Source organism: Rhodoferax sp. ZS1R8 (assembly GCF_056521325.1).
The window spans coordinates 265,434-291,906 of sequence record NZ_JBWMBA010000003.1 but is presented as its reverse complement, the minus strand read 5'-3'; the positions used below and the strand labels follow the sequence as shown (position 1 = coordinate 291,906).

General features: G+C 55.8%; 31 protein-coding genes. 9 read left to right on the top strand and 22 right to left on the bottom strand.

Features of this window, described 5'->3' with window-relative positions; all coding sequences use genetic code 11:
* Positions 1-154: 154 nt before the first annotated feature.
* From AC097P_RS12270 to AC097P_RS12200, 15 genes are all read right to left on the bottom strand, one after another.
* The gene (locus tag AC097P_RS12270) at positions 155-1,030 is read right to left on the bottom strand and encodes a sterol desaturase family protein (protein ID WP_479610701.1); all 876 of its coding nucleotides are present in this window, start codon (positions 1,028-1,030) and stop codon (positions 155-157) included.
* A 77-nt stretch (positions 1,031-1,107) separates the two neighbouring features.
* Complete coding sequence (locus tag AC097P_RS12265) at positions 1,108-1,455, bottom strand: ArsR/SmtB family transcription factor (RefSeq protein WP_479610700.1); 348 nt, start codon at positions 1,453-1,455, stop codon at positions 1,108-1,110.
* A gap of 78 nt (positions 1,456-1,533) precedes the next feature.
* Positions 1,534-2,271, bottom strand: coding sequence for an arsenical resistance protein ArsH (gene arsH / locus AC097P_RS12260; protein WP_479610699.1), 738 nt, complete (start codon positions 2,269-2,271; stop codon positions 1,534-1,536).
* Positions 2,249-2,671: an arsenate reductase (glutaredoxin) gene (gene arsC, locus AC097P_RS12255; RefSeq protein ID WP_479610698.1), complete on the bottom strand. Its 423-nt coding sequence runs from the start codon at positions 2,669-2,671 to the stop codon at positions 2,249-2,251. The genes arsH and arsC overlap by 23 nt, the downstream gene beginning before the upstream one ends.
* 148 nt (positions 2,672-2,819) lie before the next feature.
* Complete coding sequence (gene arsA / locus AC097P_RS12250; protein WP_479610697.1) at positions 2,820-4,595, bottom strand: arsenical pump-driving ATPase; 1,776 nt, start codon at positions 4,593-4,595, stop codon at positions 2,820-2,822.
* A 17-nt stretch (positions 4,596-4,612) separates the two neighbouring features.
* Positions 4,613-4,972, bottom strand: a complete 360-nt coding sequence (arsD, locus tag AC097P_RS12245; protein WP_479610696.1) for an arsenite efflux transporter metallochaperone ArsD — start codon at positions 4,970-4,972, stop codon at positions 4,613-4,615.
* Between the two features lie 95 nt (positions 4,973-5,067).
* Positions 5,068-5,742 (bottom strand): aquaporin, encoded by a 675-nt coding sequence (locus tag AC097P_RS12240; RefSeq protein ID WP_479610695.1) that lies wholly within the window; start codon positions 5,740-5,742, stop codon positions 5,068-5,070.
* Between the two features lie 32 nt (positions 5,743-5,774).
* The gene (locus tag AC097P_RS12235) at positions 5,775-6,275 is read right to left on the bottom strand and encodes an arsenate reductase ArsC (protein ID WP_479610694.1); all 501 of its coding nucleotides are present in this window, start codon (positions 6,273-6,275) and stop codon (positions 5,775-5,777) included.
* Positions 6,276-6,319: 44 nt separating this feature from the next.
* Positions 6,320-6,649: an ArsR/SmtB family transcription factor gene (locus AC097P_RS12230; RefSeq protein WP_479610693.1), complete on the bottom strand. Its 330-nt coding sequence runs from the start codon at positions 6,647-6,649 to the stop codon at positions 6,320-6,322.
* 70 nt (positions 6,650-6,719) lie between these two features.
* A complete protein-coding gene (locus tag AC097P_RS12225) occupies positions 6,720-7,205 on the bottom strand; it encodes a fasciclin domain-containing protein (protein WP_479610692.1) in 486 nt (161 codons plus the stop codon).
* A gap of 232 nt (positions 7,206-7,437) precedes the next feature.
* Positions 7,438-7,965, bottom strand: a complete 528-nt coding sequence (locus AC097P_RS12220; RefSeq protein ID WP_479610691.1) for an arsinothricin resistance N-acetyltransferase ArsN1 family A — start codon at positions 7,963-7,965, stop codon at positions 7,438-7,440.
* A 43-nt stretch (positions 7,966-8,008) separates the two neighbouring features.
* Positions 8,009-9,199 (bottom strand): MFS transporter, encoded by a 1,191-nt coding sequence (locus AC097P_RS12215; RefSeq protein WP_479610690.1) that lies wholly within the window; start codon positions 9,197-9,199, stop codon positions 8,009-8,011.
* A 31-nt stretch (positions 9,200-9,230) separates the two neighbouring features.
* Positions 9,231-11,111 carry an arsenic resistance N-acetyltransferase ArsN2 gene (gene arsN2 / locus AC097P_RS12210; protein ID WP_479610689.1) on the bottom strand — a complete coding sequence of 627 codons (1,881 nt, stop codon included), beginning with the start codon at positions 11,109-11,111 and terminating at the stop codon, positions 9,231-9,233.
* On the bottom strand, positions 11,105-11,584 hold the full coding sequence (locus AC097P_RS12205) for a MarR family winged helix-turn-helix transcriptional regulator (protein WP_479610688.1): 480 nt from the start codon (positions 11,582-11,584) through the stop codon (positions 11,105-11,107). The genes arsN2 and AC097P_RS12205 overlap by 7 nt, the downstream gene beginning before the upstream one ends.
* Positions 11,585-11,695: 111 nt before the next feature.
* Positions 11,696-12,019 carry an ArsR/SmtB family transcription factor gene (locus tag AC097P_RS12200; RefSeq protein ID WP_479610687.1) on the bottom strand — a complete coding sequence of 108 codons (324 nt, stop codon included), beginning with the start codon at positions 12,017-12,019 and terminating at the stop codon, positions 11,696-11,698.
* A 779-nt stretch (positions 12,020-12,798) separates the two neighbouring features.
* On the opposite strand from AC097P_RS12200, the gene AC097P_RS12195 reads away from it, so the two are divergent.
* Positions 12,799-13,020, top strand: a complete 222-nt coding sequence (locus AC097P_RS12195) for a hypothetical protein (RefSeq protein ID WP_479610686.1) — start codon at positions 12,799-12,801, stop codon at positions 13,018-13,020.
* A 47-nt stretch (positions 13,021-13,067) separates the two neighbouring features.
* Here AC097P_RS12195 and traI read toward each other — a convergent pair whose 3' ends face one another.
* The 3 genes from traI to AC097P_RS12180 all read right to left on the bottom strand — a co-directional run bounded on the left by traI (position 13,068) and on the right by AC097P_RS12180 (position 16,774).
* Positions 13,068-15,404 carry a TraI/MobA(P) family conjugative relaxase gene (gene traI, locus AC097P_RS12190; RefSeq protein WP_479610685.1) on the bottom strand — a complete coding sequence of 779 codons (2,337 nt, stop codon included), beginning with the start codon at positions 15,402-15,404 and terminating at the stop codon, positions 13,068-13,070.
* Positions 15,401-15,778, bottom strand: coding sequence for a conjugal transfer transcriptional regulator TraJ (gene traJ, locus AC097P_RS12185; protein WP_479610684.1), 378 nt, complete (start codon positions 15,776-15,778; stop codon positions 15,401-15,403). Before traJ ends, traI begins: the two co-directional genes overlap by 4 nt.
* Before the next feature lie 336 nt (positions 15,779-16,114).
* Complete coding sequence (locus AC097P_RS12180) at positions 16,115-16,774, bottom strand: hypothetical protein (RefSeq protein ID WP_479610683.1); 660 nt, start codon at positions 16,772-16,774, stop codon at positions 16,115-16,117.
* A gap of 124 nt (positions 16,775-16,898) precedes the next feature.
* Here AC097P_RS12180 and AC097P_RS12175 point away from each other — a divergent pair, with 124 nt between their 5' ends.
* From AC097P_RS12175 to AC097P_RS12140, 8 genes are all read left to right on the top strand, one after another.
* Positions 16,899-17,150 carry a hypothetical protein gene (locus AC097P_RS12175; RefSeq protein ID WP_479610682.1) on the top strand — a complete coding sequence of 84 codons (252 nt, stop codon included), beginning with the start codon at positions 16,899-16,901 and terminating at the stop codon, positions 17,148-17,150.
* Positions 17,143-17,676 carry a hypothetical protein gene (locus AC097P_RS12170; RefSeq protein ID WP_479610681.1) on the top strand — a complete coding sequence of 178 codons (534 nt, stop codon included), beginning with the start codon at positions 17,143-17,145 and terminating at the stop codon, positions 17,674-17,676. Before AC097P_RS12175 ends, AC097P_RS12170 begins: the two co-directional genes overlap by 8 nt.
* Positions 17,673-18,368: a StbB family protein gene (gene stbB / locus AC097P_RS12165; RefSeq protein ID WP_479610680.1), complete on the top strand. Its 696-nt coding sequence runs from the start codon at positions 17,673-17,675 to the stop codon at positions 18,366-18,368. Before AC097P_RS12170 ends, stbB begins: the two co-directional genes overlap by 4 nt.
* Positions 18,369-18,373: 5 nt before the next feature.
* A complete protein-coding gene (locus AC097P_RS12160) occupies positions 18,374-18,946 on the top strand; it encodes a hypothetical protein (RefSeq protein ID WP_479610679.1) in 573 nt (190 codons plus the stop codon).
* A 50-nt stretch (positions 18,947-18,996) separates the two neighbouring features.
* On the top strand, positions 18,997-19,815 hold the full coding sequence (gene trbJ, locus AC097P_RS12155) for a P-type conjugative transfer protein TrbJ (protein WP_479610678.1): 819 nt from the start codon (positions 18,997-18,999) through the stop codon (positions 19,813-19,815).
* A 1-nt stretch (position 19,816) separates the two neighbouring features.
* The gene (gene trbL / locus AC097P_RS12150; RefSeq protein WP_479610677.1) at positions 19,817-21,328 is read left to right on the top strand and encodes a P-type conjugative transfer protein TrbL; all 1,512 of its coding nucleotides are present in this window, start codon (positions 19,817-19,819) and stop codon (positions 21,326-21,328) included.
* A 120-nt stretch (positions 21,329-21,448) separates the two neighbouring features.
* Complete coding sequence (locus tag AC097P_RS12145; RefSeq protein ID WP_479610676.1) at positions 21,449-22,042, top strand: hypothetical protein; 594 nt, start codon at positions 21,449-21,451, stop codon at positions 22,040-22,042.
* A gap of 27 nt (positions 22,043-22,069) precedes the next feature.
* Positions 22,070-23,428 carry a hypothetical protein gene (locus AC097P_RS12140; protein WP_479610675.1) on the top strand — a complete coding sequence of 453 codons (1,359 nt, stop codon included), beginning with the start codon at positions 22,070-22,072 and terminating at the stop codon, positions 23,426-23,428.
* 29 nt (positions 23,429-23,457) lie between these two features.
* Here the strand turns inward: AC097P_RS12140 and AC097P_RS12135 are convergent, their stop codons facing one another.
* From AC097P_RS12135 to AC097P_RS12120, 4 genes are all read right to left on the bottom strand, one after another.
* Complete coding sequence (locus AC097P_RS12135; RefSeq protein ID WP_479610674.1) at positions 23,458-23,640, bottom strand: hypothetical protein; 183 nt, start codon at positions 23,638-23,640, stop codon at positions 23,458-23,460.
* A gap of 13 nt (positions 23,641-23,653) precedes the next feature.
* A complete protein-coding gene (locus AC097P_RS12130) occupies positions 23,654-24,823 on the bottom strand; it encodes a hypothetical protein (RefSeq protein WP_479610673.1) in 1,170 nt (389 codons plus the stop codon).
* Positions 24,824-24,894: 71 nt separating this feature from the next.
* Positions 24,895-25,287 carry an antitoxin VbhA family protein gene (locus AC097P_RS12125; RefSeq protein ID WP_479610672.1) on the bottom strand — a complete coding sequence of 131 codons (393 nt, stop codon included), beginning with the start codon at positions 25,285-25,287 and terminating at the stop codon, positions 24,895-24,897.
* Between the two features lie 36 nt (positions 25,288-25,323).
* A complete protein-coding gene (locus AC097P_RS12120) occupies positions 25,324-26,055 on the bottom strand; it encodes a DNA-binding protein (protein ID WP_479610671.1) in 732 nt (243 codons plus the stop codon).
* Between the last annotated feature and the right edge of the window lie 418 nt (positions 26,056-26,473).

Below are 26,473 nucleotides of genomic sequence, written 5' to 3'. Positions count from 1 at the left end.
GTTCCGGCGCAATGTAGGCCACCAATTCCGATTGAAAGTGAGCCAGTGTGTTGAATGCCACCCAAAACGGCCCCCACGCAGCCAGTTGAAGAGCCGCATTAGATGCCTCAAATAGCACCTTTTGCATAAACCCTTGGGCCTGCTTCAACTTTGCTCACGCCAAGCAACATGGCAATCGAAGCGTCGAAAGCACCTGGCTAAAAAAGGGTTTGCTCGCCGGATAACTGGTTGTCGCATAGAGCCCTATACGTGCCGGCTCTGTGTCTTCAGACCGGTGGCGGAACGTCCCGAACACCTGATCCCAAATGACCAGCGCACTGCCGAAGTTGGAGTCGCCTTCACTCTGCTCGGTGGAGTGGTGCCAGCGATGAACTGTGTTGGTACTAAAAACGTAATTGAGCCATCCGTGACACAGCGGCAGGTTGACGTGCTGCAACATCTGGATGGGCTGCGTCAAAGCAATGTAGCCAAGGATCGCGTCTGCCGGTGCACCCAACAGCATCAACGGCAATAGGCTGAGTGCGTGTTTGATCATGTATTCCAATGGATGCACCCGGAAGTTGTTGATGGAATACAGCCTTTCGCTGCCATGGTGCAAGGCATGTAGCCACCACAGTGCAGGAACCGTATGGTGCAAGCGGTGCCCCCAATACTTGCCAAATTCGGCCAGCAGCGTGACCGCCAAAACCTGCAACACAAAGGGCATGCCCGCGAATGACGACCCTATAGGCTCTCCTATCCACCCGTAGACGGCAACCACGATCAGCGGCGACGCCCACTTGAGTAGAGGCTGCACCAGCCCGGCCAGTACAGCAAAGCTGGTCCAGTCGGTGACAGTATCACCCCTGGATTGACTCCACTCGGACCGGTGTGGCGTCCACCGCTCCAGCAGCATGGCAATGACCAACGGAGCCAGGCTCGTGACCAGGATGGCAGTCTCCATAGAGCCACCGGTCTCGCGTGCGTACAGGAAACCAGCCAGGCTGGTGAGGACGGATGCAGGAAGTAGCAAAGCAAAGATGAGAGCCATAGGACCAGCGTGTGGTGGTGAAGTGGGTTTTAACATGGGTTTGTGTGTGCATATATGCACACAATTGGTAAAAAAAACTATTCGGCTTTTCCCGGGCAGCAAAGCGGCACCAGGGTGCGCATCAAGGCAACCATCTGCTCGACACGGCCAGCGATGGTGGGGCCATCAATTTCGTAGAAGGTATGCCGGCCTTCGGTCTGCGACTGAACCACTCCGGCCCGTTCCATCACTTGCAAGTGCCGTGTGATAACGGAGCGGTCTTGTGGCAAGGTCTGGGCGATGGTTCCGATATCCGAACGACCCAATAGCACCAATTGGCGAAACACCTGCAGGCGCGCAGGTTCGCACAACGCTCGAAAGAACTCGGCATCGAGGATCTCGATGCAGGCGTTAGCGGCTTGGGCTCGGGCGGTCGGCGTTTTCATTGGCGAGAGTATATGTGCATGCAAATGCACATGTCAAGAATCTGCTGAAACGAAGGAGCCGCCTCTATACCTTCCAGCCTAAATGGCGCGCTGGTTCACCCGCTTGGACAGCTCGGCGGCCGTTTCCTTGCGCTCGCTGTAGCGGTCTACCAGGTAGGGCGACACATCGCGCGTCAGCAACGTGAACTTGACCAACTCCTCCATCACGTCCACTACGCGGTCGTAGAAAGCCGACGGCTTCATGCGGCCTTCAGTGTCGAACTCGGTGAAAGCCTTGGCAACCGAGCTTTGGTTTGGGATAGTAATCATGCGCATCCAGCGCCCCAGGATGCGCATCTGGTTGACGGCATTGAAAGATTGCGAACCGCCACTGACTTCCATGACCGCAAGAGTCTTACCCTGAGTTGGACGTACCGCGCCATCGGACAGTGGAATCCAGTCGATCTGGCTTTTCATAATGCCGGTCATCGCGCCGTGGCGCTCGGGTGAGCACCAGACCATGCCTTCGGACCAGGCCGCAAGATCTCTCAGTTCTCGCACCTTGGGGTGGGTATCCGGCGCGCCATCCGGTAGCGGCAAGCCTGTGGGGTCATAGACCCTGACCTCGGCACCCATGGACTCCAGCAACCGTGCTGCTTCCAAGGTCAGGAGTTTGCTGTAAGAGCGCTCACGCAGCGAGCCATACAACATCAGGATGCGTGGCGGGTGTGCGGATGTGCCTCGCCCTGTTACGGCGCTGACATCGGGAAATTGGAAACAGGTGAGGTCCAGATTGCTGGAAGGCAGGAGGGATTCAGACACGGTTGCCCTTGTCATCAATTACTGCTTCTCCATCTTCCTTGGTGAAGGCGCCTTGTTGCGGATTGGTCAGAATGTCCAACACCGCTTCGCTGGGACGGCACAGCTTAGTGCCGAGCGGTGTGACGACTACCGGGCGGTTCATCAGAACAGGATGCAGCAGCATGAAGTCGACAAGTTCGTCTTCTGTCCACTTGGGATCAGCCAGGTTCAGCTCGTCATAGGGAGTACCTTTTTCGCGTAGCAAGTCGCGGGCGCTAATGCCCATGGCCTTGATCAACTCCTGAAGCCGGGTCTTGGTGGGCGGCGTCTTCAGGTACTCAATGACTTCGGGTTCTACTCCCGAGTTGCGGATCAACGCCAAGGTATTGCGCGAAGTCCCGCAGGCTGGGTTGTGATAAATGGTGATCTCGGACATGGCGATTCACTGGGCCTTTTTACTATGTGTGGAGTTGATGGTGTTCGGGCGACCTTATTGGATTGCGCCCGGCTGAAGGCTGCAATCGCCAATCAGGCGTCCGAACCCCAACTGAGGATAAAGCCCGGCACCCGCCGGCTCGATTATTTCAAAGCATTGCAGCTTCGGTATGCCCCTCAGACAGATCAAGCAAGCGCTGGACGCCAACCGGTTCGTCTTTCAGAAGTGGCACCAGAGCATATCGCTTGGCGTGCCTGGAGATCACGGCGTCAATAACTGCCACTTCGTTTGCTGCCCGCAGGCGCATCAATGTCGACGTGACGGGCGTCGCCGCAATGCTGTTGTTGATGACCCAAGCCCAGGGTTCGATCCCTGCGCGCCGCAGGTCGTCTTGCAGGCTCGCCGCCTCTAAAACTGGCGTCGTTTCGGCCAAAGTAACAATCAACACCTTGGTCTGCTTGGGGTCCTGCAACTGCATCATCGGTGTCTTGAAGTGCCTGCCACTGGCCTCCATTTGGCGTGCGATATCGCGATGGTAAGCACCTGTGGCGTCGAGGAGTAGAAGGGTGTGCCCGGTGGGCGCGGTGTCCATCACAACAAAGCGCGTTGCCGCCTCGCGGATGACGCGTGAGAATGCCTGGAATACGGCGATTTCTTCCGTGCAGGGCGAGCGCAAATCCTCTTCCAGCAAGGCGCGACCGTGCTCATCGAGCTTCGCGCCTTTGGTGGCCATGACCTGCTGACGGTAGCGCTCAGTGGCTTCCAGCGGGTCGATTCGACTGACCGTGAGGTGTTCGAGTTCTCCGTGCAAGGCCTCCACCAAGTGCGCGGCGGGATCAGATGTCGTCAAATGCACGGGAAAGCCTCGGTGGGCCAACTCAACTGCAACAGCCGCGGCAAGCGTGGTCTTTCCGACTCCGCCTTTGCCCATCAACATCACTAAACCGTGCCCGTCAGAAGCAATTTCATCGACCAGGCTAGACAAGCTTGGCGCTTGCAGCCTAGCAGATGCCTGTTCCGGAATGGGCTGGGTCACACCCGTTGTATCCAGCAACTGGCGCAGCGCGTCAAGGCCGACAAGATTGAATGGTTTGAGCTCCAACTGGTCCATGCTCAGGTTAGCAAGAGACGCCGGCATGTGTCTCAGCGCATCTTGCTCTCGCTGGTAAATGGATGCTGCCAACGTGTCATTGCCCACCTGCGCCTGCGGAAACACGGCGTTGATGACCAAGTACTGTTTTGTGAAGCCAATGTTGGCGAGCTCGTCATGCGTGCGCGCGGCTTCGTGAAGCGCTGAAGCTTGAGCCCGGGCGACAAGAACCAGACGCGTTTTTGATGCGTCGGCCAAGGCATCCACCGCCGCCTTGTACTGAATGCGTTGCTTTTCCAGGCCAGCCAGTGGGCCCAAACAGGAAGCATCGCCTGCACCTGCTTCGAGAAATCCACTCCAAGCACCCGGCAACTGCAGCAATCGAATGGTGTGCCCGGTCGGTGCAGTGTCAAAAACTATGTGATCAAAGTCCCGCACCAGGTCCGTGCCCGTCAGCAAACCGGTGAATTCATCAAACGCGGCTATTTCGGTGGTGCAGGCGCCCGACAACTGTTCCTCAATGCTCTTGACCACTGTCTGTGGCAATACGCCACGCACCGGATCAATGATCTTGCTGCGGTAGGCCTGGGCTGCGGCTTGTGGATCAATCTCCAGCGCCGACAGTCCGGGGACCAAAGGAACCGGTACAACGTGGTTGCCAATCGCAATTCCGAAGACCTGCCCAACATTGGAAGCGGGGTCGGTACTGACCAACAACACACGCCGGCCATCCGCCGCAAGCTTGATCGCGGCGGCACAGGCAATCGAGGTTTTACCCACGCCTCCTTTTCCGGTAAAAAACAGGAACCGTGGTGGTTGGTTCAGAAATTTCATAGAGGTGCTTTCTGCGCTCAACAGCGGCCACCGGAGCAACAGGCAGCAGTCTTTGGCTGCTCCGCGGCGACCAGCGCCAACCCTGCCAGGCGGGCCAACTCGGTGCGCGAGGGGTATCGGCCAGCAAATGCGATTTCGCCATCGACCAGAACCAGCGGCAATGCGTTTTCGCCCGAGCGCTCAAGGATTCCCTTGACCACTGGGCTTGAGGCAAATTCCATCGGCTGCTGGGCCAGGTTGAAACGTTCGATTTGTGCGCCGTTTTGTTTGGCCCAGTTCACATTGGCTGCGAAGGTGACCAGATTCTGATCAACTTCCACTCCGCACACACCGGAGCTGCAGCACATGGCTGGATCAAAAACTTGGATTTTTTTCATTTGAACTCCCTCTTTCCATTACGCACGACCGGATCCGCTGCGGTCTGTGTCTTGGCAATCATTGCGCAAGCTCAGTAGCGCGCCGTTGCGCTAGGTCAAACGTCCAACGATCTCCGCGCAAAGGCTGAGGCCAACAGCGCGCCTGCAACGCCGCCAACGATTTGGGCAAGGACAAATGGCAAAGCGCTCTGCGGAGCGATACCGGCAAAGCTATCGCTCAACATGCGGCCCACGACTGCAGCTGGATTGGCAAAGGACGTGCTCGCCGTAAACCAGTACGCGGCACCGATGTAACAAGCTACTAAGACACTCGCCTTGCCTTTGGGGGCGCGGAGAATCACAAAAATTAGACCTGCCGTTGCCACGGCCTCTGCAAGCCATTGCCCGGTCCCGCTTCGCACCTTCGTGCTGATTTGCATCATGTCCATATCGAACATGGCGTTCGCGAGGAATGCACCCAAAACCGCCCCGCTGCACTGTGCCAGGATATAGAGCGCCGTCATTGGAACCCTATCATGCGGAGCCATTTCGCCTCGGAGCGCCAAAATCACAGTAACGACCGGATTGAAGTGGGCACCGCTTTCGGGGCCAAGAACCTCAATGAGCACGTACAACGTGAAGACGGTAGCAAGGGTGTTGGCCAGCAAAGCCAGGCCAATGTTGCCACCGCTGAGGCGTTCGGCCATGATGCCCGAGCCGATCACGGCACACAGCAGCATGGCAGTACCCACGCACTCGGCCAGCAAGGCCTTAGAAATATTGGGTTGCATGTTTCTATATCACTGAAGACAGAGAGAGCCAATCAAGACGTTGATAGGTTGCGCGCAGTTTGCTCCAGCATCAGCTTCTCCAACCGTTCCGGGGGCAAGTTCACCAACAGATCCAGGCGGCGGCGAATGGCGTGCAGCGTCTGCCGAAAGGCTTCAAAGCGGTGTTCTTCGTCGCCTTGCGCATCGGAAGGGTCGGCATAACCCCAGTGGGCTGTAGCCGGAACGCCGGGCCAGTACGGGCATACCTCGCCGGCCGCGTTGTCGCACACGGTGATAACCAGGTCCATGTGGGGCGCATTTGGCTTAGCAAACTCGTCCCAGTTCTTGCTGTACAAGCCTTCGGTATCAATGCCAACTGATTGCAGCGCCTTCAATGCCAACGGGTTGGGTTGCTGGTTCTCTCGCGGGCTGCTGCCTGCCGAGTAGGCCTTGAAGCGGCCGCGGCCGATGAAATTCAGCGCGGCTTCGGCCAATATGCTGCGGGCGGAGTTGTGGGTGCACAAAAACAGCACGTTGATGGGCTTGTCGGTCATAGTGGGCTTTCAGGTAAATTGAATGGGGGCGGAAGATTCGCGTGTCAGGTTTCGCAGCAGTTGGCTGCAGCACCGTCCACCTCGCAGGCCTCGCCACCACAACAGTTTTCTGTGAGGTAGGCGATCAGTTCGTTCATCGAACTGAAGTCAGCGCTGTAGTGGATGTTTCTGCCCTCGGGTCGGGCGACGATGAGTCCGGAGTGACTCAGCTCTTTGAGGTGGAATGATAGCGGCGGCAAGGGCATCTCCAGCTCTTGGGCAATGGCGCTGGGCGTCATGCCATTCTTGCCTGCCTGGACCAGCATTCGGAACACAGACAGACGGGTCTTATGAGCCAGGGCGCTGAGGGCTTTGACTGTTTGTGTTGCATCCATACTTGTCTTCTCTTCTTCGGTGTTCGATCCAGCCGCCGTGCTGCAATGCCCGGCGGCAATTCCGATTGGCTTATTTTTTGACGGGTGGCATCAATACGGTATCGATGACCTGCACGACGCCGTTGGAGGCCTTGAGGTCAGGTTGCGTAACCACAGCACTTTCAACGGTCAAGAAGGTGCCCGCTTTGTACACCGAAATATTGGCGCCCTCGACAGTCTTTTGCGGGCCACTGTTTACAGCGTCAACGGTCAGGTTGGCCATTACAACGTGGTAGTTCAACACTGCTTTCAGCATTTCTTTGTTGGCCGCGAGTTCTGCCAGTTTTGCCGCGGGAATGGCGTTGAAGGCGTCATTGCTCGGAGCGAACATTGTGACTGGTCCGGCACCACGCAGGGAGTCCGCCAGGCCAGCATCCTGGATCAGCTTGGCGGCGGTAGTCAGATTGGGTGTGTGGGCAATGGTGTCCATGACGTTTTCTGGCTGTGCGGCATTTGCGCCAGCGGAAGCGACTAGCAGGGCAGAGACAGTGATGTTTAACAGTGCGCGAAGTGTCATAGGTAATCCTTAAATGGGCTGAACAGTCGGCGCCGGCCATTGAGTAGCCAGCGCAGCGTCGATCCGGCACACGGCCGGAGCGGAGACACCGGGTCTTTTGCCCCAAAGCAAAGACATTGATCCGGCAATCACTTCAATAATTCTAGAATCATATTATTAAACATTTGTGACGTCAGTAGCAGATCAGGCAACGGTGCGGACGTATCGTTGCTGATGGAAGGACCGAGCGAGACTAGGAGAGCGCCGCCGAGAGTGTTGCGGTAAAGTTTTCTGGAATCACGCGCTCGACAATGACAACGTCCAGCCAGCGGCCTTCCAACTGACCATGCTTTTCGTATATCCCAACTTCGCGAAAGCCGGCATGCTTGCACATCGCAAGGCTGGCAGTATTGAAGGTGAAGACACGTGACAAGAGCTTCCAGTAGCCGATGGCGCTTGCGGCCTCGACTAACTTCTGTAGCAAGTGGCGTCCAACACCTTGACCGCGAGCGTCACGAGCAAGATAAACAGAAAATTCGCCAATGCCCGCATAACATGCGCGGCTTCGGTAGCTGGACACGCTAGCCCAACCGATAACTTGATCCTCGGAGTTCACGGCCACCAGCATTGGATATCTGATGTCGCCACCGATGCGGGCTTCCAACTCTTCCACCGCACGCGGCTGGGTCTCAAATGTCGCAGCGCGATCCGCGATGCCCTGGTTGTAAATCGCTGTGATGGATGGAGCATCGGCCAGGGTTGCAGGGCGAATAGTTTGCATGTAGATCTTTCTGTTCATTGATTGATAGTGGAGATTGGTTTATTTACGTCGTCGCGTGGACAGGTTTTGGCATTAGCAGTAGTGCCCCGAAGGCCATGGACCCGAGAGCGGCTGTGACCCAAAGCGATCCACTGCCCCAGTGCTCAAGGCACAGTCCAAACACTGCGGGTGCAAAGGCCTGTCCGATGCGCGCAGGCATCATCAGAATGCCCTGCCTGGAGCCATATCCCATCGGACCGAACAACACCAACGGCAGCGTGCCCTTCGCGATGGTGAGAATGCCATTGCCAGCTCCGTGCAGCAGTGCAAACAAGGCTGCCACTGGCGCGCCGAAAATCAGAAGGACGGTAGCGCCAACCGGATGCGCAAGCGCGGCCAGTCGCGCGGACAAGAGCGGATGCACGCTCCGAAGAAACCCAAACTCCAGTAGCCGGCCTGCTACCTGTGCGGGTCCCACCAATGCGCCAACACCGACGGCGACGGCAAGCGTGGCTCCGCTGGCCTGAAGCAACTGGGGCAGGTGGGTGGCCATGGCCGTGCTGGTGAACCAAGTTGCCGCGAACACGAAAGACAGCAGGACAGCAGCCAGGCGTGGATTGGCACTGGGTTGCGATGCTGTCTGGGGAGGCGGTGCATCTACGGCTGGCTTTGGCGTCGCAGGTTCACCCGTAGCAACCCTGGGGATGGACCAGTTCAACGGGAAGCCAATCAGCAGATGCATTGCCGCCCAACCGAAACACGCACCGCGCCAACCCATGTGTACCTCCATCAGGGTCGATAGAGGCCAACTGACGGTGCTGGCGAACCCTGCAATCAGGGTGATGCCAGTAATCGCATTGCGCGCATCGTGACCGTATAGCCGGACCAAGGCAGAGAAAGCTGCCTCATACAGGCCGCCACCCATGGCGACCCCGATGATGATCCAGGCTGCAAATAGTCCGACCGCACTGTCCGCCATGGCAAGGGCCGCCAGGCCAGCGGCAAACACCAGGTTGGACACCAGTAGCACAGGACGTCCGCCCCAGCGATCAATGGCCCGACCTGCGAACGGCCCCATCAAAGCCGAGACAATCAACGCCACGGAGAAAGCCATGAAGACCGTGGGCGTTGACACACCAAGCTCGCGCGCCATGGGCGCAGCAAGCATGGCGGGCAAATAGTAAGTTGACGCCCAGGCCAGGGTTTGCGCCGTGCCGAGGATCGCGACAGTGTGCCAGCGTTGTGGTTGGCTCATGTCGCGTCCCGTGTGGTTCGGCTACTAGTGATCAACCGCAGCATGCCGTCTTGGCCAATGCAGGCTGTTTGGCAGGTGTCCCGCCCGCACCCGTGCCGCAGCAGCTTTTGGACGTTGCAGGAACAAGAGCTGGAATTTCTACGAGTTGATCGGCTGCTGGAGCCGGTGTACCGCAGCAGCTGCCACTGTCTGCCGAATCTGCTGCCCCAATGCCACATACGCCAGTCTCCGGCAGATCCAGCTCGACGCGGTCGGCGGCCGACATGTCGCCGGCAATGGCCGCCACCACCGAGCGCGCCTGTTCAAACCCGGTTGCCATCAGGAAGGTGGGCGCGCGGCCGTAGCTCTTTACGCCCAGGCTGTAGTAGCCAGGCTCTGGGTGCGCCAATTCTCTGTGGCCGTGTGGACGCACCGTGCCACAGCTATGCACGTTCGGGTCAATCAGCGGACCCAGAGCTTCCGTCGATTCAAGCCAGGGGTCCAGCTTCAGGCGCAGCTCACTCGTCATGGTCTGGTTGGGGCGTTGACCGGTGGCGCAGACTATCTCATCAATACCCTCCAGCGACGTCGCTTTGCCATCTGGGCCGATGCCGATGACTGTAATTCCGCCGTTTTCGCGCCGCAGCTCGGGAATTCGTAAACCTGAGAGGAACTCCAGCGCGCCCTGGTCGCGCAAAGCTTTGAGCGAGGTGCCCAGCTGTCCACGGGCAGGCAACGCATCGGCACTTCCTCCACCGAAGACTCGCGTTAGCACAGGGGAGCGCACGGTCCAGGCAAGGCGTGTGTTTGGAACTTGCTTGGCAAGCTCTGCAAGCGATAGCAATGCGTTGGCGGCCGAGTGTCCCGCACCCACCACGAGGGTGCGCTTGCCTGCGTACCGGCTGCGGTATTGATCCAATACATCCGGTATGCCGTAGAAGATGCGGTCCTGCAGCGCTGCCTCACCCTGGGCCGGTAGCCCACTGGCGCCTAAGGGGTTGGGTGTGTTCCAAGTGCCTGTGGCGTCAATGACAGCGCGCGCACGCCATTCCACGGGTTGACCGTTTTGCTCTGCGTGGATCACGAATGGAGCCTTTTCACGCCCCGCGGTCTTGACCTTGTCAAAGCCCTCCCGGCTGATCGAAAGCACCTTGGTTTTGAGATGCAGCGAGCGGGCAACCTGGGGCAATGCTGCAAAGGGCTGCAGAACCTTCTCGACGATGTCGCGGGCGGGTGGCAGTTCATCTGCTGGTGGTGCAGACCAGCCGGTGGGCTCCAACAGCTTGGCCATGGCCTGGTCGACGTTGTACTGCCAGGGCGAGAAAAGACGAACATGGCCGTACTCCAGCAGGTTCGCGCCCACCTGGGCGCCAGCTTCCAGCACGATGGATTCAATGCCGCGTTCCAAGAGGCGGGCGGCGGCGGCCAGACCCACAGGGCCTGCGCCCAACACCGCGACCGGCAACTGGGTATTCACGATTGGTGTCTCTATCAAAGTCAACGACATGAATGCAGCACATGCAGGGCAAGCTCCTTGGAACTCCGCAGATGCCTTCAGTGCCTCCGGTGCGTTGTCGCGCAAGCCGCGCTTGAAACCGTATTGCGCGAAATACTCCGGCGCGGTGACGGTCAGCAGATAGACTTTGGCAACCTGGCGACGCTTGGCTTCGTCCAGTAAACGGGTTACGAGCAACTTGCCGACGCCCTGGCGATGGGCAGTAGGTGCTACCGCAACCGAGCGCAGCAGCGCAATGTCGCCATAGACCTCCGCTCCAGCGATCCCGACAACTTCAGTTCCCTTGGTGGCCAAAAGGTAGTTCGACAGGTGCTCCTGTGCGCCCTCCAGCGGAAGCTTGTTTGCCTCCAGCAATGCCGCGATTGCATTCCAGTCGGAAGGTGTGGCGGGACGCAGAGAGATATTCGAATTCAACATTTCAATTCCTTTCGTTCAGGCGCTGGCAGGCAGCACGTGGCCGCACTGTCTTCGCGCAGCGCCTTCAGTAACAACAACAATGAGGTCTCGACGGCTTTACGGTCAGGCCCCGTCAGGGAGCCCAGCAACTGTTCCGCATGCGCATCGAGCGTTCGGTTCAGATCCAAAACACGTTCAACGCCATCGTCGGTGAGCGTGACGAGCCAGCTCCTGGCGTCCTGCGGGTTGGGTTCCTTGGTCGCCCAACCACGCTTGACCAAGCCATCGACCGCTCTGGAGATCCAGCTTTTTTCCAAACTGAGTCGCTGGCCGAGTTCGGATAGGGGCAACGGCCCTGAACGCCCCAGTTCGGTCAGCAGAATGCACTGGGTGTTGGATGTCCGGCAGCAATCGGCGACGACCCGTTGTGCCCGCGTGTAGAGACGGGCTACTTCGCGCAGCAGGCTGCCCGACAACATGGTGGAATCGTTCATAAGGTTGTGAATAGCAACTAAATAGACGCACGATAGACTCCTGGGTTATGGTTGTCAATAGCAACTAGATGCACGAAGAAAGGGGTTAAGAAGCGTTCCATGGTGTGCTCCCTAACATCCGCAGCCTGGCTTGGCGTCCGCGGTAGCTGGGGTGCCCTGGCAGCAGTTCAGGGTCAAAAAGGACAGCACGGCGTTCATTTGGTCGTAGTCTGCGCGGTAGATGAGACTTCGGCCATCGCGCTGCTGGGTGGTCAAACCTGAATGATTAAGTTCCTTCAGATGGAAGGAGAGCGTAGCTGGAGCGATTTCCAACAACTCGCCCATGGCGCCAGGCGTCATGCCGCTTTCACCGGCAATGACTAAACCCCGGAAGATCTTGAGGCGGATCGGGTGCGCGAGAGCCGCTAGGGCTTTGACGATGTTGTCTTCATTCATGATTCCAATATATTCGAATAATGGAATTAATGCAAATAAATCGTATCCCGGATAGTGACCCACTTGCCAAAAGAACGCATGGGAACTCCCGGCGTTTGACGGATGAGGTAGTTACCGTGTCATTTTTTGAACGTGTCGCCCGAGCGGCTGTGGCGATTGACCTGCTTTCCGGGAAGGGACATGATCGAGCGGAATCTCTGGGCGTAATTTCTATTGAGGCAACGGCGGATTAACCATGAACGTGAGAGCAAACAAGCGTCGAATCATGCATCGCCTGTACGGCCGGCTTTTGACTTGGTATCCGCCAGACCTTGGTCCACTGACGGACGAGGACATAGAGGCGATTCGCAACGATGCTGCCAAGCACTTGCCGAAGGGCCAGTTGTTGGCAAGTAGGCGGCCCTCGAATCTCATTGCCCTTTTGGACGGGTTCGATCCAAAGCGCCACGGTGGCGAAGTAATGGCATTGACACCCGCAGGACAAGAATTCGGCAGTCCAGACTACGAGAAGCTAACCTAGCTTGCATGTAAGCACCAGCCTAAACCGTTCCTGACATCCCGCAAGTTGTAATTTCTAGCAACGGCAAGGGGGCGCCTGCGGCGCCCTGATAGATAAAACCCCCCTAAGCATGCTTGGCCAGGTTGGTTTCTTTGACCGGAATGACTGGCCCAATTTGAACCAGAATAGGTGGCCCAGTTTCTGCCGGAATGACTGGCCTACATTGATCTGGAATTAATGGCCAGATTCACAGGAATACGCAGGAACACAAGGAACCACCATGAGCACCACCTCAATCGCGAACCTTTTGGACGGTTTCGATCCCAATCGCCACGGCGGCGAAGCGATGGCATTCGCGCCTGTGGGACGGGAAATTGGGAGACCGGACTATGAGCGTGACGATGGTCCACTGACAGCAGAACACGTGCAGGCGATCCGGCAGGAAGCCGCGAAGCATTTGCCAAACGGCAAGCTGCTATCGCGAAAGGATTTGTTCAAGTGAATACGCCGGCAAAAGTCAATGCTTCACGGCTCTGAAAGGCCAAAGGATTAGCGTTCGAATCCCTTGTCTTTACCGCGCGACTTTTCCCGTCCTGCCGCCAGCCGTTTGAACCCTGCCAGGCGCTGCGCCTTGCGGTAGGCCTCAACCTGAGTTTGCTGCTGTGAGGCCTGGCGCACGCTCTCGACTTGGCGCTCTGCATACTCCCGTGCGGTTTTTTTAACCTGGTCGCGGCCAGCGCGGATCTCTGGGGTGGTTGTGGCTTGGCCAACTGCCTTTGTCACTCCAGGCCTAGAAATATCCCGTCGCACGCCGTCAGTTGGTTTGGCTCCTTGGTGCTCCACTTGACCAGGAACATGACCCGGCAATAGCACTTCACTTCCACGGGCAAGCTGAACCACACGGAGTTCGGACAACCCTCGCAAACGGTTTTGTGCTTCGGGCGGCGGTTTTGTCCCAACGCGGCCAATGTTGGGCTTGCCGGGGAGTCTGCCGCCTAGAACGGGTTTTCTTCCGTCGGCCCCGTGACCTGGGAGCCAGGCACTGGCACCGTTGATTCGGGCAGCGGAGTATCCAGCGCCGACGCCATCATTTCGTCCTCCGTTAGCCGCTTGGCTCTTGCCGTCGCTTGGTGTGGCTGGTCCAGCGTATCTGTGTTCATCGGGCTTTTCTTTCGTGCCAACGGTGATGCTGTTCAAAATCTCTTGACGGCGGCGCTCTAGTGCGGCGTCCTCAAAAGTGATTGGCAATTTGGCAGCAGCTGCAGCTTGTGCAATTTGTTCCTTGAAGGCTGCGGTGCCATTTACTTGGATTCGCTCGCCGTAGCGCTGCATTGCCATCCGCAATGCAGCCTCGAAGCCTTCTTGGTTTGCGCCTCTCGACACATGGAGTTTGTCACCGTCGTCACGAACGGCCGTCGGGCCCACCCGGTAGATGATGGTCCCCTTCTTAGTAACACTGTCCGGGGCATCTGGGATCTGTATGGCAGCTATTGGCGCGATCCCCGCCACAGTATTACCCTTAAGTCCCGTTGCAGCTTCACGAGCGCGCAGCGCAGCGAGCGCTTCCTGATCGCCCTTTGTGGCTTTGGCTCGTAGCCAGTCGGCCCACGCTAGTTTTTCGTAGCGCTCGTAAATCTCTTGGCGCTCCTTCAAATACTTGGCGTTGATACTTTGGATGTCTTCCTTCATGGTTTGACTGGTCGCGGCATACAAAATCTTCTTGCCCTGGCCAGATCCTTTGACCAACTTCGTCGCGGCCCTCTTCAATCGACCAGTTCTCTTGACATCCTCCAGTGCGCGACTCTTCCGCTCGATGGCCTTTGCCCATTCAGCGGCACGCGCAACGTTTTGCGTTTGCTGCTCATGCTTGTAACGACCGTACAACTCAACCGTGTTGATGCGCGAGGGCATCGGCTTGCTCTGGTAGCGTTTGCCGCTGTCGATCTGAAGGGCTTCCAGGTCGCCCAGGCTGCGCAAGCGGTTCTGGCTTCTGGGCGGGGGTTTTGTGCCGACGTTCCCGACCATTGGCGCGTTGCCTTTTGCTATCCGTGCGGCAGAGACTCCTGGTGCAACGATCGGCGCAGGGTCGAACGGGCCGTAGCGCAGCTCAAGCTTTGCCTTGGACAACTCTCTCGCTACTGAGCTGGCCTTGACCCCTTGCCCCTTGCCATCGGTGATCACAAACCCATTGCCACGCGCCTGAAGCTCAAGGCCATTGCTTTGGAGAACTGCGTGCAACTCGACCCAACTCTGAGCGCCCTTAATTTGGTCGGCGCACTCCCGCTTTATCCAGCCTAAAAGACTCTCAATGCCGGCGTGCCTCTCCATGTCCTGCGCTCGGTTTTCGCTTCCAGTTTTGTGCGCCTGGTGGTTGTCCACTTCCAATCCAAATTCACGTTCTAGCTTTTCGCAGACCTGCCCTAACGTCTTGTGGTCGTTGTAGGGGTCATGGATCGTGTACCGCGTTGGGTGGATCTTGTTGATCGCTATATGGAAGTGCAGGTTGTCCGTGTCGTGGTGTACAACGCTGATGCGCTGGTGCTCTCCAAATCCAAGGCTTTCGCAAATCCGCGCCTCAATGGCCTGCATCGTGGCGTCGTCCAATTGTTCTCCGCTGCGGAAGCTCACGATCAGGTGATAGGTCTTGTCCGACATGGCGCGCGTATTCTTTGCTTGGGTGTTCAATACCTCCAAGATGGCGATCCTGTGCTCGTCGCTCTGGCAATTCGTGACCTTGACTGTGCCCACACGCTCGTGCTTCTCCTGATCGCCCGTGAGATAGCTGACCAGGGCACCAAAGTCGCTCTTGCCAATTGACTGCATCGGGACTTGTTTGGCGATCACTGGAACCCCTTTTGTTTCTCGACCAAGGAAAGCATTGATCAATCCTTCTTGGTTCGCGGCAGAACGACCATAGCCATCACATCCTGCATTTTTTGCTGAGTGCCCTCGATTTTCGACAAGACGGCGCGAATCGTCGCCGTCCCAAACAGTGCTGTGCGAGGGTCATCGGTCAGCCAAAGTTTCAAGAGCCCACCCAGTCGTCCAAGGTCACCATTGATGCGTGCCAGCTCTTCAACACGGGTGTTGTCCAGAATGCTCCGCGTGGTGTATCCCATGCCCACACTTCGAAGGTAGACCGCAACAGGCAAGCCGGTGGCCGCCGCCGTCTTCTTGATGGCCGTTTCCTCGCTGGGCAAAACCGGGACGCGCAAGACCTTGTGCTGTTTCCGGGTTGGCGGTTTCTGGTCTTCTTTCATCGTTCAACTCTCTGTTTCGTATGGCCTCGCAGAGCAGGAGACCCCGTTGAGCACGAAGTGCGAATAAGTGGTTGGTGAAGATAGATAACCGGCTTGCCGGGTAGCTACCTTCACATATCCTGCCCGGTCTTCGACCGTGTTTACACCATGGATAGCATGGCACAGAACGTTGTTATATGCATGTTTTTTCAAGCATTCATGCACACAACAACTGCATGACAAAAACACAACCACAAGACAACTAATAGAAACACTAGAACTACAACTGCAAATCAACACACAACAAAAACAAAACAAAACAAAATTTAGCCGCTAAAAATCAGCTTCTGCTTACATTCAACGGATCCAGTCCAGCTTAGCTTTCAGTGCATCCCAACGCTGATCTGCTGGGGCAGTGGCAAGCGGATCGCTAGCAATGGTCGCTAGGTGGGCGCAGACATCATCGAAAACCGCAAGCAGTTGCAACTCGATCTGCACACTTCTATCGTTTAGGCAACACCGCACGCATCGGTACGTCCCTGCACCATCAAAGCCAAACAACTCCTGATGCAGCCTATGCAGTGCCACAGCTTTCGCCAGGCATTGCGGTGTGAGCGGTTTCCTATAGACCTCCGTGAGAAGAATGTCAGCTTCGAACTCTGCTAACGCTACATCAAAGGACTGCCAGGCTTTGAAGTCATCAGCAACAACTGAACTCACCTCGCCAAGCGTGCCCCACATTGCCTTCCATAAAAAGCCTGGACCGTTACGGTGCATCCTCTCTGCATCCGGGAAATAAGTGGACAGAGAATTCAATGCCTTGATGGTCAGGGGCTGCTTACCCGAAAACAAAGGGTGCCACTTTTTTGACTCTTGCGTATTGGAAATTCCGCCTTCCAGGACGTCGTAAATACCTGCGAATTCATAGATCGAATCCGCGCCCACACCGTCTCGGAGAAAGTGCATTGTGGCCTTGGTACGAATGACTTCACGTTGTCGATCTTCTGCAGTATTCATGTTGTTCAGATTGGTGTGCACGGGTAAAAAATAGCGAACGTTTCTACCTGTAATTCTGCATCAGTCGAGAACAAAATCGACAGAAATCAACATCAATGCGATATCAAGTAATCGGATCAACTGCGTGAACACAACACTTGAGTTTCTGCTGAAGCAATATGGGCCAACTCTTACCTTGGAAGAACTGGCCAAGGTTCTTAAGCGCAAGCCTGGCGGCCTTCGGTCCGCATTGTCAATGCGCTCAGAACCATGGGCAATCGAGCTGAACAAAACCAAAGTCTATTTGGGCCGTCGTGTTCATTTTCCAACTGAGATCGTCGCCAACCTTTTAGTTGGTACAGGTGCGAGTCAAGAAGAAGGAGGCAATCTTGATTGAAGACAAGAAGTCACTCTCTGAGCGTATTGCAAAAAGAGAAGTAAGCAACACCCAAAGCTGCAATGACAAGAGCGGAGCGGCATTCAATGCGACTAGCGGAGATGTGTTCCAGACTATAGAAGATGCCCTGCGAGCCTTGGCGAGTGGCAACGCGAACCGTTCGAAGATAGGCCGACTCCGTGAGTTGTTCTCTGAAATAGAAGCATCTCAACGCGCGGGAGTCTCAAACAGCAAGATCGTTGAAACACTCAATACACATGGTTTTGACCTAACGCTGAAATCGTTCGAGACCATGTTGTACCGATTGAGAAAGGAGCGAAGCAAGAACCAAGGGGGTCTAGTCAGGCCGGCGTCCGGGACGGTGGCGGAGACACCAACTGGTGCCGGAACGGTGCAAGTAACGAATCCCGTCGATGACCTGGCGGGTTTGGACAGTAAGCAGCGGCGAGAAAAAATCGCCGATCAGTTCATCAACGCTGGCGAGAGCCAGCTTGCAAAACGTTTGTTGAAGGATAAGAAAACATGAAAATCGCAGTTATCAATTTCAGCGGGAACGTCGGCAAGTCGACTGTCGCCCGCCATCTTCTGGCACCGCGCCTAAAAGATGCGCAAGTGATCGCCGTGGAGAGTATCAATTCAGACGGCACGCAGGACGAAGCCATCAAGGGAAAACAATTTGGTGAGTTGCTTGAGGCCCTGGCCCTTTTGGATGATGCAGTCGTGGACATTGGCGCATCGAACGTGGAAGACTTCGTTGGCCTTATGAAGCAATATCGCGGCTCCCATGAAGACTTCGATTTCTACGTGGTGCCCACGGTTCCAGCGACTAAGCAGCAGCGCGACACGATCTCAACCATTGAGGCCCTATCCGCAATTGGTGTCCCAGCAAAGAAAATTCGCTTGGTTTTCAATCTGGTCGATTTGGACGACAAGCCGGAGCGCGTGTTTTCGGGTCTATTTGAATACCACGCCAGTGCGAAAAACTTCACCATCAAGCCGGAAGCCATCATTCATGTCAATGACATTTACGGCAAGCTCAAGGGCAGCGAAAGCGGCATTGCTGACATCCTCAAAGACCCGGCTGACCTGAAAGAGCAATTGAAGGCGGCGAAGGAGTCTGATGAAAAACTGCGTCTCAGCAAGCTCATCGGTATCAAGCGCTTGGCCGTTGGCGTCACCGAAGAGTTGGATGCAGTGTTCAAAACCCTGCTGAAGTAAACATCGTGGCCGCGAAAGATCACCTCGAAGCGCTCACCGCAGAAATGCTGGGCGACATTCTCAAATTGCATGACGCGGTGGAGTCGTTGAAAACTACGCTGCCGGCGCAAACCGAAGCTGTGGAAGCGAAGCTCTCCGGTCTGATTGACACGTTGCACAAAGCCGGGGACATCTACAAAGGTCAAATCACTGAGTTCGCCAACTCTGCCGGGCGAGGTGTACAGGCGGCTTTGGAAAAGGACTACGCAGCCAAGACAGCTGGCTTGGATTTGCAATCGCGGGAGTTGATTGAAGCGGCGCTGGACGACGCGCGGCGGGCCATCAATACAACTTTGCAACTAGAAATTGGACGGTTGCACGCGGCGCAACCAAGCTTTGCAACGACGCTCGCAGCATTCCTAGTTAGTAGTTTGTTCTGTGGAGCTTTTGTCATTACAGGCAACTACCTTTTGTTCGGCAAAAACCAAGAATCTCTCACAGACATCGGTAAAGCAGTAGCGGCTTCGTGGTCAAAATTGGACAGTAGGGCAAAAGCCACGATCAATGCCGAAAGAGAGCCAAAAACCAATGGCCAATAGACACGGCCTTGGATCGAAATTTAACCAGAACCCACTTGATGGAGAGATAAATGGCTTCTCAAATTTTAGCCGCTAAAAACGCGGCAATAAACGCAGACCGACCTTGCACCCCTTGGCTATTTTGGATCTTGGTCACGTGTCTTTCTTTGGTCTTCAGTGTTCAAAAATCCTATGCAGTCGGACTTCCGGTCTTTGATGGCGCAAATGTCGTGCAGACGACGGTTACTGCGGTCGAAGAGGTTGCACAAACGCTGAAACAAATCGAGCAATATAAGACGCAGTTAGACCAGTATATGGATCAGCTTCGCAACACTAAGATTCCTGGTTCATTCATCTGGGACCAAGCGCAAAAAACTATGAGTTCTTTGCGGAAGTCGATTGATACACTGAATTACTATAAACAGCAGCTGGGAAGCATCGACGGGTACGTCCGTAAATTTAAAGATGCCGCCACATACAGCAATTTTCTTTGCTACAAAAATAATTCTTGCACAGCGGCAGAGTGGGCCCAAATCAATTCGGATCAATACCTTGGGTCCGAGTCCCAAAAGAAGGCAACGGACGCCCTGTTCAAGGGCCTCGACAAGCAACAAGATGCTATGCAAACCGATGCCGCAACACTTGAGAGTCTTCAAGCTGCGGCTCAGAGTGCCGAAGGCCGCATGCAGGCAATTCAATATGCCAACCAGCTGGCAAGCCAACAAGCCAACCAGCTACTTCAGATCCGCGGTCTTCTCATTGCGCAGCAAAACGTGATTGCGACGCGGTTTCAGGCCTTGGCTGATAACGAAGCTAAGCAACAAGCCGCGAGCAACAAACACTACGCTGTGCCACCACTCGAAAAACGTCCTACACCGAAAGGGTTCTAACGTGAATAAGAGTCGCCTATTGAAAATGGTTTTTGCGGTCTTGTTGCTTTTCGTCGCTGCTCCAGCCTTCGCTGATATAGCGACTGGAAAAATTCTAGATGGTGTAGCTGATAAGTTCCTTGAGGCTAGTTCTCACTGGGGCGACATCATCAAGAAGTACGCATCATGGTTGTTCTGGTTACTAGCCACTATCAGCATGGTTTGGACATTCGGAATGATGGCATTGCGCAAGGCAGATATCGGTGATTTTTTCGCTGAGTTTGTTCGTTTCACTATCACTACAGGTTTTTTCTGGTGGCTCCTCTATAACGGACCCGCAATGGCAATTTCCATTGTTAACTCGTTAAGAGAAATCGGGGCACAGGCCGGCACTGTCTCCACGGTATTAACCCCTTCTACCCCTCTCGCAATAGCGTTTGACATTGTGAAGAAGTCGTTTGCCCATCTCAGTTGGGTTCATCCAATTGACAATCTGGCCATTGTGATCGTCACACTTGTCATCGTTCTCTGTATGGCAGTGGTATCCGCAAATATTCTCATTGCGCTTGTAACAGCCTGGGTAATGGCTTACGCAGGCTCTTTCATTCTCGGATTCGGCGGATCTCGCTGGACATCCGATATGGCGGTCTCCTACTTCAAGGCGATGCTGGGCATAGGTTTAGAGCTTTTGACAATCACACTAATGGTCGGCATTGCGACCAGTGTCATAGACGGGTTTTTCGAGCAGCTCGACGGTTCCTCGATACCGGATCTGTTGGTGGTCGCCTGCGTTTGTTGTGTTCTTGCATTACTTATAGACAAAATCCCACACCGTGTCGCGGCCCTTGCGGGCGGAGGAGGTGGAGCCGGAACCATCGGAGCTGGCACAGTTTTGGCGGCCGCAGCAGTCGGCGCAGCTGCAGCGGCTTCAGCGGGTGCCGCGCTGGCCTCTGGCACGGCAAGTGTGGGCGGTGGTGCCTCTGCCCTCATGGAAGCGTTTAAAAGCGCGAGCGCGGCCGAAAGCGGCGGTCGTGACGGTGGAGGGGATGACGGATCTCCCAGCACAGGAGCAGGAGGCAAGGGCTCTGACGGCGGCCTATCGGCCGCAATGGGAGATTCTGGTGGTGGAGGTGGTAACTCGGCCCCCTCGTCTTCATCTGGAGGCGATGGCAGTGGCGCTGGGGGTGGTTCGTCTGCGTCTGGTTCGGCGGTGAGTGCTGGCGGTGGCCAGCAATCTCCGTCTGCACCTGGTGAGCAACAAAGTGGTGGTCTAGCCAAGGCGGGCCGGATCGCTGTAGGCACCGCGGCGAACCTTGCCAAGGGCACTGCAGCGGTTGCTAAGGACAAAGCGAACCGCATGATGGATGACGTCCGTGAACGCATCGGCGAAACCACCGGCGGGAAGATCGCTGCGGCTATCAAGCTGGCAAATATCCCTGCTGAACAGGAGTTTGGGGGAAACAGCGTATCGGGTGCTGCGCCTGAGTCAGATAGTACGGATGCAGAAATCGCTGCTTTCCGCGACAAAACCTAGTGCGTCATGAACGCAGAAAGGCGACTTAAAACCACTCATTGACCCAGAAATTTAAGCGCTGCCACTGGCTATTCTCAGTAACCAGCGGCAGCTAACCATAGCAATCACTCGGAGATAGACATGGCTTCTTCTATTTTATCGTCGCCTACGAGCGCGGAAACAAATGCGTCCCCTGCCATCAGCGCGCCGCAACTCAATGCATACCGAGATCTATTGGAGCATTGCCAAGCTGCAGTTGGCACCTACTTGGTGAGCGGATTGATCAATAAATTCACGCTTGAAAAACTCGCGCCGGCCGGGTCGATTCAAGCCCGTCATAGTGGCTTTAAAGCCGAAAAAATAGTTGTGCTTTTCGCGTTGATTAAATCGCTTTCAAAAACGCTTATGCAAGCGGATAAGTTGTTCATTGGTGTCGCTCACTGGCCGTTTGCAGCAACTCAAAGCGAAGACCTCAATAAGCTGGTGTGCGCGAGCGCAGAACCACTCCTTACTTCTTTGCGTGAGGCACTAATTGAGAATGAAAGCGACCCGACCATAGCGTTGAAACGACTCTCGGCCATCAATGCCGGCGTCTTGGCGAACGTGCAAATGTTCAGCGAGTTGGTAGCTGCGCGACACTCTGGCGTAATTGAGTACTTGGCACATCGCACGGTCGAGTACAGTGAACAACAAGTAGATGCGCTCGTTGATTTCAATGGGCACGCGGTTGTATAGATATACAAATTCGGAAGACCATCAATCATGATTTTTCAATCGATAAAAAAACTCGCACTGGCGGCCGCTGGCCTGTTGCTGCTCGCTGGCGTGCACGCGCAAACAGTGGACGTCGATCCAAATACCGGCATCCCATACCCTCAGGGAACTGCCACATATATACCACCTGGCTCAATAGTTTTAACTGGTCCCATCACACAAGCGGAAATCAACGCCATTGCGGACCCTACAGTCAAGGCGAATGCCCAGGCACGCTACGACAAGGCCCACACTTACACGACCCAGCAAGACGGCGTTGAGCGCCCAACGGATACCAATGCAAGCAGTCGGCCGCGTCTTTTTTATTCACCTCAAAAGCTGACCGCGGCTGACTGCCTGATCGGGCGTCACTGGGAGCTTGTCGCGGGTTATGCTGGCTGCGTTTGCAATGGCGATGCTACCCATACACGTGTGAGTAACGACGATGCAGCAGCCTGCGTAATCCCGCCGCCCCCCCCGCCCCCTCCACCCCCACCCCCCCCACCATCTGGGGGAGGGAATGTTTTGTCAGGCTTTTCATTCGGCGGTCTGGGGTCACAGACTGGCGCAGCAACACCGATTTCCTCTGCGATCACAGGCAATTGGTCGATGATTGCCAACAATGGCGCAACGGTAGTCATGGCCTACTCTGGAAACATTGGTCCACTGACTGGCATATTCAGCGGCCAATGCACCTTCAATGTTTACGACTTCGGGAATGGCGATTTCGGCCTGGTGGGTCCGTGTGGATCTGGCACCGCCTACAGTTGGGGTGGCGTCTATATCGCCATTTCACAACCCAACTACACCGGGACATTCAATGGAACGTTCAACGGCTCGGGCGCTTCGGGCACCATCACAGCAACCTTGAACTCTGGTGTCCAGATGTACACCATCAGCCGTGGCGGCAGCAACATTGGCTTCGTCATGATGAACACGTCCACCGGGACATTCAATGGTTACGACCAAGGCAATTCGATTTCTGGCTATATCAACGGCCAAGGAATCGGGGCCATCACACTTGGCACCGGAGAGTATTACGCGGCCATGACGGGTAGCGGCGTTTTTGGTAGTTTGTTCTACAACGGCCCCCGGTACGCCATTGGCGGCAACGCCAGCAATATCTTTGCCGTTGATTCAGGGGGTGTCATCTTCGGCACGGGCGGACTGGCATCTATTCCCACCAATGATCCTGGGTGGATTCAATATTTCAATACTCGCGGGCTGCCGGTGCCACCACTCGGGCTAAATGGCTATTTGAGTTTCAGCACGTTCGATAACGGGGGCTTGTATGGATGCACCGCACAACCCACTGGTGCGAATTGCTTAGGACCTGGCGGTTCAGCATACAACATCAGCTCGCCCTAAACCTGCTTCAAGGCTATAGGCGCAGAGCGCTACCCCTGCAAGCTCTCATCGTAGGACACCGCCGCGTCAAACGGGGTATCGCCCTGGGCATGGGCCTGCTCAAAAAAGTAAGGCTCAAACTTTATGGCATCCGCTGCCTCTGCCTGACTCCATCCAATATCCATCAGCTCACGCACCACTTCGCGCAGCCAGGATTCAGTCGCGTTTGTCATCTTCAAATCTCCTTCAAGGCAGATACTGCGGAATCGCAGCACCGGTACGGAACATGAAGTTCCGGGAAAACCCCACACCGTTAACCGTGCCCACGATCACCACGTCATAGGCAGCATTGGGCAACAGGTTTTGCTGCGGCCACACAAAGCTTTCATAGGCGTACCGCGTGCGCGGTGACCCTAGGTTCACCAGCACTGGCACGCCTGCCCCGCCTTGTAGCGCGACAGTCGCTGCCGTGAGCACCAAGGTATCACCGGGGTTGGCAAAGACCGCAATGGGCGTGCCTTGCGCTCCAGTAATCCTTTGCGTCCCATCACTTGACAGCGTTGCGGCCGTTCCGCTCACGTAGCTTACAAACCCACCAATCGAGCTGGCGTAGGGGGCTATATCCATCGTGTTGGCACAAGGAAAGGTTAACGGCAACGTGGTATTTCGCACCACCGGGTTTCCCAACATTACCTGGGCTCCGCGTTGGTGGATAGAGCCCGCTTTCCCCAAGTTGGAAACCATCCCAATCTCGGTATACGGGCGCATCAAATTCAACATACCTTGGTAGTCCATCAGGGTTGTTTGCAACTCCAGTTGGCCCACCAAGTCGTTGTTCTCGGAATTGCTGGAGTATTGGCTGTTGATGCCCCCCACGGTCGTGGGAGCCGCATAGCCAGCGTTCGTAGCCATAGTGACCTGATTAACGGTAGCGGACGCCGTTGGGATATTGCTCGCGGCAACTTCTAGAACCGTGTTCTGCGACAACGCGGGCATGCCACACTGGGTGCGGTATGTGTTGAGCTTGGCCAGGTAGCCAGCCATTTCGCCGGTGTAGTTCGGCGCAGCCAGCGTGCCGGGCGTACCAGGTCCTCCGGCGCTAAGCAGGGTGTAAGAGTTGATCTTGACAGTCGCGTTGTTGTAAACAGTCCCTCGATAAGAAACTGCACCCAACAGCAATACATTGTTTGTGGGATTGAAGTTGTCAGCCGCTGGCGTGCCACCCGCAACCCCAATCAAATCGTAGGCGATGACTGTGACGGCAACATTGCGGTATGTCACGCCACCAGTAGTGACGCTGTCCATGGTCAGCAGGTTGGTTGCAGGGTCGAAAGCATCGACTGCAAACGCAGACGACGCAAAAGCGGCAACAACCAATGCTACAGCGCGGTTTTTGAAAATTGATTTTGAGTTCATTAATGCTCTTCCCTGGGGTCGGTTTTAGCTCTGTGTTTAACGTTTGAAAGGGTGTTTCCGTTGGCACTTTTCTAAGTCTTTTTTGGCGTAAGTGCAGCGGCTTTGTCTGCTGCCAACGCCCGCGCCAAGCTGCGCGCTCCAACCTCTTCCGTGGTCATGGTTCCCTCGTCCAAGGCATCACAGTCGGCAAGGAATTCAGGACTTGGAATATGCCCCTCGATGCGGCTCGAAGCAAGCGCCTGTTTAGTGGCCCAACGGCGTTCTGCCTTGGCAACCTCGTCTTCTGATTTGTGCCTGGCCATGGCTTCCAGGACGCTCTCGCCGTCCTTTAAGCCAAACAGCGTGTGCGCGTTTGCTGTAGAAATGAATGGCGGTATTTCAAGGCTGGGGCCATCGTCGTCGAGAAAGGCCGGTTCTTGCTGTGCGGCCGATTGTTCTTGAGGGACTATTCGATTAGTTTTCATTTGGAAACTTCCTTTAGTTGATCATCGGTGAAGCATTTAGCACTTTTTCGCGCTTGTGGTTTTCCCTGCCTCGATCTTGGACTGGCGAACACTGAGCGCCCGCACCAAATCCGTCGCTTGGGCCTGCAGGGCGTCCACCTGGCCACGTAGATTGGCGGCATTTTCGCGGGCTGTGATTGTTTCTTTGCGCGCAGCGTCCCGGTCTGCCTCTGCCAGGGTCATGCGTTCAGTCGCTGCTTTTGTTGTCTGCTCGATCAGCGTCAGGCGTTCACGTACTTGGGCTAGTTCAACGGCCTGAGCCTGGTTCGCGGCCAGACTATCGGCCAGGCGTATCTTCAGCGCCTCGGCCTCGGTCGCGGCTTCATCCAGTTTGGTTTCCAAGTCGTCCACCGTCTGCGAAGCATCGGCCAGCTCACGGTCGGCTTGCTCGCGCTCCTCGCCGGCAGTGCGCACCACCTCATGGACCCGGCGCTCTGCAGCCTTGACCGCCTTATCGTTCAACTCCATCGCCAGCAGGGCCAGGCGCTCGGACAGCGCTTTGGTCACGGCCGCTACTTCCTCGGCAACCTCAATCGGCAGCTTTGCGACTGGTTCGGTCTTGGTCGTGGCCTGGCTGTTGAGGTGTTCATCCCAGACCTGCTTCAGCCTGGTCGGGTTACCTCCACCGACTTTCTGGCGTAGAGCAAATCCGGTAATGTTGCGACCGGTGGCTTGCAACTCCTTACCCGCCTGGATGATCGCTTCAGGACCAAATTCGACGGGGCGCATAGCAAGTTCCTTCGCGTGAATGTTTAGTTCACGCCTTCATTATAAAAACAAACAAACAAACTAATAAATAAACTAACTTATTGCAACTCTTTGCGACAATCGATGCGTCACAAACGGCTGACGGCCGCAAAAACCACCAAAACGGCCCTAGGCGCGTTTTAAGGCCATGGTGTGTGGGGTAGGTGCCAAATGTTGCAGAAAACCGCTTCCACGGCCCGGAAAACGGTTGCGTTTGGCATTTTTACTGTTTAGCTTCGCAACCCATTCAGGGTTTTTAAGCGCGAGTCCTCAAAAATTCCGCTCCCAAATCCAAGAGCTTTTTCTGCAGCGATGCCAATGCTGCCTGGCAATCTTGGTGGCATGTAGCTATGCGGTACGGTCGCCCGGCTTTTGCGCCCCCGTTTTGAGAGACCGGTTG

What these genes read in the sequence shown, in the direction of transcription:
- AC097P_RS12270 (WP_479610701.1), bottom strand. Translation starts at nt 1,030, where the DNA reads ATGGCTCTCATCTTTGCTTTGCTACTTCCTGCATCCGTCCTCACCAGC.
- AC097P_RS12265 (WP_479610700.1), bottom strand. Translation starts at nt 1,455, where the DNA reads ATGAAAACGCCGACCGCCCGAGCCCAAGCCGCTAACGCCTGCATCGAG.
- arsH (WP_479610699.1), bottom strand. Translation starts at nt 2,271, where the DNA reads ATGACAAGGGCAACCGTGTCTGAATCCCTCCTGCCTTCCAGCAATCTG.
- arsC (WP_479610698.1), bottom strand. Translation starts at nt 2,671, where the DNA reads ATGTCCGAGATCACCATTTATCACAACCCAGCCTGCGGGACTTCGCGC.
- arsA (WP_479610697.1), bottom strand. Translation starts at nt 4,595, where the DNA reads ATGAAATTTCTGAACCAACCACCACGGTTCCTGTTTTTTACCGGAAAA.
- arsD (WP_479610696.1), bottom strand. Translation starts at nt 4,972, where the DNA reads ATGAAAAAAATCCAAGTTTTTGATCCAGCCATGTGCTGCAGCTCCGGT.
- AC097P_RS12240 (WP_479610695.1), bottom strand. Translation starts at nt 5,742, where the DNA reads ATGCAACCCAATATTTCTAAGGCCTTGCTGGCCGAGTGCGTGGGTACT.
- AC097P_RS12235 (WP_479610694.1), bottom strand. Translation starts at nt 6,275, where the DNA reads ATGACCGACAAGCCCATCAACGTGCTGTTTTTGTGCACCCACAACTCC.
- AC097P_RS12230 (WP_479610693.1), bottom strand. Translation starts at nt 6,649, where the DNA reads ATGGATGCAACACAAACAGTCAAAGCCCTCAGCGCCCTGGCTCATAAG.
- AC097P_RS12225 (WP_479610692.1), bottom strand. Translation starts at nt 7,205, where the DNA reads ATGACACTTCGCGCACTGTTAAACATCACTGTCTCTGCCCTGCTAGTC.
- AC097P_RS12220 (WP_479610691.1), bottom strand. Translation starts at nt 7,965, where the DNA reads ATGCAAACTATTCGCCCTGCAACCCTGGCCGATGCTCCATCCATCACA.
- AC097P_RS12215 (WP_479610690.1), bottom strand. Translation starts at nt 9,199, where the DNA reads ATGAGCCAACCACAACGCTGGCACACTGTCGCGATCCTCGGCACGGCG.
- arsN2 (WP_479610689.1), bottom strand. Translation starts at nt 11,111, where the DNA reads ATGTTGAATTCGAATATCTCTCTGCGTCCCGCCACACCTTCCGACTGG.
- AC097P_RS12205 (WP_479610688.1), bottom strand. Translation starts at nt 11,584, where the DNA reads ATGAACGATTCCACCATGTTGTCGGGCAGCCTGCTGCGCGAAGTAGCC.
- AC097P_RS12200 (WP_479610687.1), bottom strand. Translation starts at nt 12,019, where the DNA reads ATGAATGAAGACAACATCGTCAAAGCCCTAGCGGCTCTCGCGCACCCG.
- AC097P_RS12195 (WP_479610686.1), top strand. Translation starts at nt 12,799, where the DNA reads ATGAGCACCACCTCAATCGCGAACCTTTTGGACGGTTTCGATCCCAAT.
- traJ (WP_479610684.1), bottom strand. Translation starts at nt 15,778, where the DNA reads ATGAAAGAAGACCAGAAACCGCCAACCCGGAAACAGCACAAGGTCTTG.
- AC097P_RS12180 (WP_479610683.1), bottom strand. Translation starts at nt 16,774, where the DNA reads ATGAATACTGCAGAAGATCGACAACGTGAAGTCATTCGTACCAAGGCC.
- stbB (WP_479610680.1), top strand. Translation starts at nt 17,673, where the DNA reads ATGAAAATCGCAGTTATCAATTTCAGCGGGAACGTCGGCAAGTCGACT.
- trbJ (WP_479610678.1), top strand. Translation starts at nt 18,997, where the DNA reads ATGGCTTCTCAAATTTTAGCCGCTAAAAACGCGGCAATAAACGCAGAC.
- AC097P_RS12145 (WP_479610676.1), top strand. Translation starts at nt 21,449, where the DNA reads ATGGCTTCTTCTATTTTATCGTCGCCTACGAGCGCGGAAACAAATGCG.
- AC097P_RS12140 (WP_479610675.1), top strand. Translation starts at nt 22,070, where the DNA reads ATGATTTTTCAATCGATAAAAAAACTCGCACTGGCGGCCGCTGGCCTG.
- AC097P_RS12135 (WP_479610674.1), bottom strand. Translation starts at nt 23,640, where the DNA reads ATGACAAACGCGACTGAATCCTGGCTGCGCGAAGTGGTGCGTGAGCTG.
- AC097P_RS12130 (WP_479610673.1), bottom strand. Translation starts at nt 24,823, where the DNA reads ATGAACTCAAAATCAATTTTCAAAAACCGCGCTGTAGCATTGGTTGTT.
- AC097P_RS12125 (WP_479610672.1), bottom strand. Translation starts at nt 25,287, where the DNA reads ATGAAAACTAATCGAATAGTCCCTCAAGAACAATCGGCCGCACAGCAA.
- AC097P_RS12120 (WP_479610671.1), bottom strand. Translation starts at nt 26,055, where the DNA reads ATGCGCCCCGTCGAATTTGGTCCTGAAGCGATCATCCAGGCGGGTAAG.